This is a genomic window from Stenotrophomonas sp. 05L44_2 (genome assembly GCF_056665995.1).
Window position 1 is genome coordinate 1 of sequence record NZ_JBFTNR010000159.1, and the last position, 6,711, is coordinate 6,711.

General features: G+C 66.9%; 8 protein-coding genes. 4 read left to right on the forward strand and 4 right to left on the reverse strand.

Annotation, left to right across the window (positions count from 1 at the left end):
• Positions 1 to 3 precede the first annotated feature (3 nt).
• Complete coding sequence (locus AC1VAN_RS07550; RefSeq protein WP_442252115.1) at positions 4 to 264, reverse strand: hypothetical protein; 261 nt, start codon at positions 262 to 264, stop codon at positions 4 to 6.
• Between the two features lie 156 nt (positions 265 to 420).
• On the reverse strand, positions 421 to 1,191 hold the full coding sequence (locus tag AC1VAN_RS07555) for an RNA methyltransferase (protein ID WP_442252116.1): 771 nt from the start codon (positions 1,189 to 1,191) through the stop codon (positions 421 to 423).
• A gap of 120 nt (positions 1,192 to 1,311) precedes the next feature.
• Here AC1VAN_RS07555 and AC1VAN_RS07560 point away from each other — a divergent pair, with 120 nt between their 5' ends.
• Complete coding sequence (locus AC1VAN_RS07560; protein ID WP_025876387.1) at positions 1,312 to 2,139, forward strand: inositol monophosphatase family protein; 828 nt, start codon at positions 1,312 to 1,314, stop codon at positions 2,137 to 2,139.
• Between the two features lie 769 nt (positions 2,140 to 2,908).
• On the opposite strand, the gene htpX is transcribed toward AC1VAN_RS07560, so the two are convergent.
• Positions 2,909 to 3,775 (reverse strand): protease HtpX, encoded by an 867-nt coding sequence (gene htpX, locus AC1VAN_RS07565; protein ID WP_154880863.1) that lies wholly within the window; start codon positions 3,773 to 3,775, stop codon positions 2,909 to 2,911.
• 92 nt (positions 3,776 to 3,867) lie between these two features.
• Here htpX and gluQRS point away from each other — a divergent pair, with 92 nt between their 5' ends.
• The 3 genes from gluQRS (at position 3,868) to phaR (ending at position 6,270) form a co-directional block, all read left to right on the forward strand.
• Positions 3,868 to 4,788 (forward strand): tRNA glutamyl-Q(34) synthetase GluQRS, encoded by a 921-nt coding sequence (gene gluQRS, locus AC1VAN_RS07570; RefSeq protein ID WP_442252118.1) that lies wholly within the window; start codon positions 3,868 to 3,870, stop codon positions 4,786 to 4,788.
• 17 nt (positions 4,789 to 4,805) lie between these two features.
• Positions 4,806 to 5,546 carry an acetoacetyl-CoA reductase gene (gene phbB, locus AC1VAN_RS07575; protein ID WP_025876381.1) on the forward strand — a complete coding sequence of 247 codons (741 nt, stop codon included), beginning with the start codon at positions 4,806 to 4,808 and terminating at the stop codon, positions 5,544 to 5,546.
• A 178-nt stretch (positions 5,547 to 5,724) separates the two neighbouring features.
• Positions 5,725 to 6,270, forward strand: coding sequence for a polyhydroxyalkanoate synthesis repressor PhaR (gene phaR, locus AC1VAN_RS07580; RefSeq protein WP_025876379.1), 546 nt, complete (start codon positions 5,725 to 5,727; stop codon positions 6,268 to 6,270).
• Positions 6,271 to 6,350: 80 nt separating this feature from the next.
• Here the strand turns inward: phaR and AC1VAN_RS07585 are convergent.
• A partial coding sequence (locus AC1VAN_RS07585) for a TraB/GumN family protein (protein ID WP_480985558.1) occupies positions 6,351 to 6,711 on the reverse strand: 361 nt, incomplete at its 5' end.

Below are 6,711 nucleotides of genomic sequence, written 5' to 3' on the forward strand. Positions count from 1 at the left end.
ACTTCATTCCACTTCCATCCGCACGCGCGTCGACCCTTGTTTCAAATCATCCCGCCACGGCTGCGCATGCGCATCGACGCGGCGGAAACCGGAAGCCCCCAACACCTTCTGCAACGCACGCTGCACCCGCCGAAGACAGACGACACGCGGCAGCGCGCCGGACGCGCGGCCGGGCACCGTCGGCGCCGGTCCGGCACCCTCCCGGTCCACACTGCCAAGCGCATGATCCTGCGTCATCGCGAGTTGCCCCTCATCGCTGCCCAACGCCCCTTCTGTGAACCGGGCGCAGCATGCGCCGTCCCGGCCAGCAGGGCCAAGGCCAGGCGCAGCAGTTCCCCCTGCATTGCCCTACGCAGACCCGACACAAGCATCATCCCCCCGGGGTATCCGGACAGACTACCCGAAAAAGTGAGACCGTCGTCAGCTGTCCTTGCCGTTCTTCTGCGCCAGCCGCGCCATGCGCTGGGTATCGGCCAGGATGCCGCGCAGCAGGCGCACTTCCTGCTCGCTGGGCTCGCTGCGCAGGAACAGGCGGCGCAGCTTGCGCATCGCCGACTCGGGCGCGCGTCCCTTGTGGAAATCGATCTCGTCCAGAGTCTCGCCAAGTTGGGCGAAGAAGCTCTCCATCTGATCGTGGCTGGCAGCCTGCTCGCGGTTGTCCGGCTCGGTCGGGGCCACCGGCTGTGCGCCCAGCAACTGCATGCGCACTTCATAGGCAAGCACCTGCACTGCGGCGGCCAGGTTGAGCGAGCTGAACTCCGGGTCGGACGGAATGTGCACGGCGGCATGGCACAGCTGCAGCTCCTCGTTGGTCAGGCCGGTACGCTCGCGACCGAACACCAGCGCCACCTCGGCACCCTCGCTGGCCTTGGCCACTGCGCGGGCGGCGGCATCTGCCGGCAGGAACTCCTCCAGCTGGACCCGGCGCGCACGTGCGGTGCACCCCAGCACGAAGCGGCAGTCGGCCACGGCCTCGGCCAGCGTGGCCACCACCGGTGCGTCGCCGAGCACGTCCTCGGCACCGGCCGAGCGCCGGAAGGCCTCTTCATCAAGCGGCTTCTCCGGCGCCACCAGGACCAGGCGGGCCAGGCCCATGGTCTTCAGGGCACGGGCGGCGGCCCCCATGTTGCCGGGGTGTTGGGTGCCGACAAGGACGAATCGGAGACGGGTGGCGACAGGAAACTGGGACATGAACAGGGAAAATGTCGAGCTGGACGAAGACCAATGGTAAACTGTGCGGCCGGCCACTGCGCCGGACCCGCTCTTTTCCCCCGCCAGCCCTTCTCTTCTGCCCTTCCGGGAGCCCATGCCATGCAGAAACCCGCCGTCACCGTCATGGTCAAGGCCGCCCGCCTCGCCGGCAACGTCCTCTTGCGCAACATCAACAAGCTCGAGGCACTGAATGTAGTCCAGAAGGGCCGCATGGACTACGCCAGCGAAGTCGATGCGGACGCGGAAAAGGTGATCGTCAAGGAACTCAAGCGCGCTTACCCCGAGTACGGCATCTTCGGTGAAGAAGGTGGCGTGCAGAGCGAGCGTCGCCACATGTGGGTCATCGACCCGCTGGACGGCACCAGCAACTACCTGCGCGGCGTGCCGCACTACTGCGTGTCSATCGCYCTGGTCGAGAACGGCGARCCSACCGACGCGGTGATCTTCGACCCGCTGCGCAAYGAACTGTTCACTGCCAGCCGTGGTGCCGGCGCCGTGCTCAACGACCGCCGCATCCGCGTGGCCGACCGCAAGGATCTGGAAGGCACCATGATCCACACCGGTTTTGCCCCGCGCGAGCGTGCCCGCGCCAGTGCGCAGCTGAAGTCGCTGGACGCCCTGCTGGTGCACGCCGAGGACATCCGCCGCTCGGGTTCGGCCGCGCTGGACCTGGCCTACGTGGCCTGTGGCCGCGCCGACGCCTACTTCGAGGCCGGCGTGAAGGCCTGGGACATCGCTGCCGGCGTGCTGCTGGTGCGCGAAGCCGGTGGCAAAGTCTGCGACTTCAAGGGCGCGACCCCGGCCCGCATGGACAACCGCGGCCCGGACACCCAGCAGATCGTGGCCGGCAACCTGAAGGTGGCCGAGTCGCTGCAGAAGGTACTGGTCAACACGGGTTACGCTGCCGAGTTCGACGCGAAGTTCTGATTTCGCGCGTAAAGCGGTTCATGGAGACGGCACCTGCGAAGGTGCCGTTTTCGTTTGTGCGCCCACGCGTCGATAGCGCCGGGCCATGCCCGGCGGATCATTTCCGCGACCGCGGAGGGGTGTTACTTTCTTTGCTCGTGCACCGTGCTGCAGGAGCAGCGCGGAACGGCGGAGCCGGCCCGTAGGGTGGCGCACAGGGATGTGCGCCATAAAGAAAGTAACCAAAGAAACACGCCGCCAGTACGCAAGCCGGTGCTACGCACCGGTCCCCTGCGCTTCTCGGCGAACCAGGGAACGGCGCCGAACTCGCTGCGCTCAGGCATCGGCGCCTCTGCGCCCCTGATTCCCCTGCGATGCTCGGCTCGCTGCAAGGCGGACCCAAGATCAAASGCCRCAGCTGCACCCAGTAGATCCACGCCATGCGTGGATGCTCTTGCYGTTGATCTTGAYCTTCCGGYCCGCCTTACAGCGAGCCGAGCACCGCAGGTCCGGCGAGGGCGAAGAGGTGCGGGTGTCTGAGCGCAGCGAGTTCCCGCACCGTCCCTCGGCGGACCGAGAAGCGCAGGGTACCGGCGCGTAGCGACGGCTCGCGGCCGGCGGCGCGTTTCTTTTGGTTACTTTTCTTTTCGCGCGAAAAGAAAAGTGACGCCCCTCCGCGGTCGCGGAAACGATCCGCCGGGCATGGCCCGGCGCTACCGACGCGTGGGCGCGCAAACAAAAACGCCCGGCGCGAGGCCAGGCGTTCCTGCACTGCTCTACAAGCGGAGGCTTATGCCATGGTCGACGCCCGCAGCGCGGCGATGCGCTCTTCCAGCGGCGGATGGCTCATGAACAGCTTCTTCGCCGTCGACCCGGCAATACCGAACGCGGCGATCTGCGTCGGCAGGGTGCTCTGGCCGTGGTTGAGCTGCAGCCGCTCCAGCGCCGAGATCATCTTCTGACGGCCGGCCAGCGATGCACCGCCGGCATCGGCACGGAATTCGCGGTGGCGCGAGAACCACATCGAGATCATCGTGGCGAACAGGCCGAACACCATCTCCAGCACGAACACGATGATGTAATACGCAAAGCCACGGCCACCACCTTCGCGGTTGCCCGACAGCGCGCTGTCGATCACCCCGCCGACTACGCGGGCCAGCACGATCACGAAGGTGTTCAGCACACCCTGCAGCAGCGCCATGGTGATCATGTCTCCGTTGGCGACGTGGGCGATCTCGTGGCCGAGCACGGCTTCGGCTTCATCCTCGCTCATGTTGTGCAGCAGGCCGGTGGACACCGCCACCAGCGCATTGTTGCGGTTGGCACCGGTGGCGAACGCGTTGATCTCCGGGCCGTCATACACCGCCACTTCCGGCATGCCGATACCGGCGGCCTTGGCCTGGCGCTCGACGGTGGCCAGCAGCCAGCGCTCGGTCTGGTTGCGCGGCTCGGTGATCACCACCGCACCGGTGGAGCGCTTGGCCATCCACTTGGACAGCAGCAGCGAGATGAGCGAACCACCAAAACCGAAGATGGCAGCCATGACCAGCAGGCCGCTCATCGAACGGGAGTCCACGCCCAGGATTGACATCACGATGCTCGCGAGGATCAGCACCGCGAGGTTGGTCGCTAGAAAGAGGGCAATACGGGTGAACATGGGAAATTCCGGCTCGGAAGGGGTCGATATCCGTCAATCTGCGGTGCAGTCAGCTTGAATTCAAGCGCCAACCTGACCGACGATTCAGCTGCATGACCTCCTCCCTCTCCTGCGGCCGCTTCGCGCCCTCGCCCACCGGCCTGCTGCATCCCGGCTCGCTGCTTGCCGCCTTCGGCAGCTGGCTGCTTGCGCGCCACCATGGCGGCCTGTGGCGGTTGCGCATCGAAGACGTCGATCCACCCCGCACGGTGGCCGGCGCCGCACAGGCGCAACTGCAGGCGCTGGCCGCCTTCGGCCTGCTTCATGACGGGCCGGTGATCTGGCAGAGCGCGCGTGGCGACGCCTACCAGACGGCGCTGGACCGCCTGCTGGCCGATGGCGACGCATTTGTCTGCCACTGCAGTCGGAGCGATCTGGCCGCCAATGGCGGCATCCACCATCGCTGCGTCGCGCGGCAGGCAAGACCGGACCCAGCCGTCCGCTTCCGCGTGCCGCCCGGCAGCATCGTGCGGTTCGAGGATGGCCTGCGCGGCCCGCAGCAACAGGATGTCCATGCCGAGGTCGGTGATTTCGTACTGCGCCGCGCCGACGGCTGCTGGGCCTACCAGTTGGCGGTGGTCGTCGACGATGCCGCGCAGGGCGTGAACGAAGTCGTGCGCGGCGCCGACCTGCTCGATTCCACCGCCAGGCAGATCCTGCTGCAGCAGGCGCTGGACCTGCCGACGCCGCGCTACTGGCACCTGCCGCTGCTGCTGGATGCACCGGGCCACAAACTGTCCAAGTCACTGGCCGCGCTGCCGGTGGATGCCGGCGCGCCGGTACCGGTGCTGCGCCGGTTGTGGGAACTGCTGGGCCAGCCGGGCACCGCACTGGACGGCATCGACGACCGCGACGCGCTGTTGGCCGCCGCGCAGCGCAGCTTCAACCCCCGCCTGCTGCCGCGCGCGGACATTCTGCTGCCGGCCGGCGCACTTTCCGCGCCGATGTTGCAGAATCCCCCTTCCCCCACCTGACATCCGGACAGCTTTCCATGACATCTCGCGTCGCACTGGTCACCGGCGGAACCGGCGGCATCGGTACCGCCATCTGCCAACGCCTGGCCGACCAGGGCCACCGGGTCGCCACCAACTACCGCGATGAGACCAAGGCCCGCGCCTGGCAGCAGGCGATGACCGAACGCGGCTACCACGTGGCGATCTTCCCGGGCGATGTCTCCGACTCTGCCAGCGCCGAAGGCCTGATCCGCGCGGTCGAGGCCGAACTGGGCCCGGTCGAGATCCTGGTCAACAACGCCGGCATCACCCGCGACACCACCTTCCACCGCATGCGCGCGGAGCAGTGGCACGATGTGATCAACACCAACCTCAACTCGGTGTTCAACGTCACCCGTCCGGTCATCGAGGGCATGCGTCGACGCGGCTGGGGCCGGGTCATCCAGATCAGCTCGATCAACGGCCTGAAGGGCCAGTACGGGCAGGCCAACTACGCCGCCGCCAAGGCCGGCATGCATGGCTTCACCATCTCGCTGGCGCGCGAGAACGCAGGCTTCGGCATCACCGTGAACACGATCTCGCCCGGTTACGTGGCCACCGACATGGTGATGGCGGTGCCCGAGGAAGTGCGCGCCAAGATCATTGCCGACATCCCGACCGGGCGTCTGGGCAAGCCGGAAGAAATCGCCTACGGCGTGTCCTTCCTGGTGGCCGAAGAGGCCTCGTGGATCACCGGCAGCAACCTGGACATCAACGGCGGCCATCACATGGGCTGGTAAACGGCGCCAGGGCCTGAAAGCCCGTGCTGCACCCTGCCGTTGGTCATGCTGCGCAGCACGCAAAGCCTTGCTGCGCAACATTCCGGCGACGGAAAGCCAAGCCTGGCGGGGGCTGGGGCGGTTGCAACCGCTGCTGCACTGCGCCATGCTGCGCGTCTACTGTGACGAGTACCGCTTCATGGCTGCGACCCGCATCATCAAGAAGTATCCGAACCGCCGTCTGTACGACACCGAGATCTCCAGCTACATCACCATCGAGGACGTGCGCCAGCTGATCCTCGACGGCGAAGACTTCGAAGTCCGCGACGCCAAGAGCGGCGACGACCTGACCCGATCGGTCCTGCTGCAGATCATCGCCGACCAGGAGCAGGACGGTGAACCGATGCTCTCCACCCAGCTGCTGAGCCAGCTGATCCGCTTCTACGGCGATTCCCTGCAGGGCTTCATGGGCAACTACCTGGAGCGCAGCATGCAGGTCTTCCTCGACCAGCAGCAGCAGTTCCGCCAGCAGATGGGCAACCTGCTGGGGCAGACGCCGTGGGCGATGATGAACCAGCTGACCGAGCGCAACCTGGAGTTGTGGCAGGAATTCCAGCGCAACATGGGCAGCGGTTTCGGTGGCCCGCGTCCGGGTGGCACCGGAACGGGCACCGGCGCCGGTACGGCCGGCAAGCCGAACGATCCGACCGGCGGCACCGGCACCGGCGGCAAGACCCGCCGCTGAGCCCCCGCCCCGGCGGATACGAAAACGGCGCGCCATGAGCGCGCCGTTCTGTTTTGAACGCCTCTACGCGGGGCGTGGTTCTACTTCCTGCAGCCCTTGCAGACCCGCTCGACCTTGTACCCCTTCGCCCGCAGCTTCTCGACAACGCCGTCGTTGCCCAGCAGGTGCAGGCCGCCCACCACCACCAGCGTGYCGCCCTGCCCGGCCTGCAGGTACGGCAGCAGCTTGGGCACCCATGCATCGTTGCGGTCGGTATTGATGCGCTGGTACAGCTGCGGATACTTCTGGCGCATCTCCACGCCCATCCGGCTCCACAGCAGGCGATCGTCGCCGCGGCGCCAGGCCTCATGCAGCATCTGCGCCTGGGCGTCCCCCTTGCCCGCTTCGTCCAGCGCCTCGGACAGCATCTGCCGCTGCTCCTGCACGCTCATGCCATCAAGC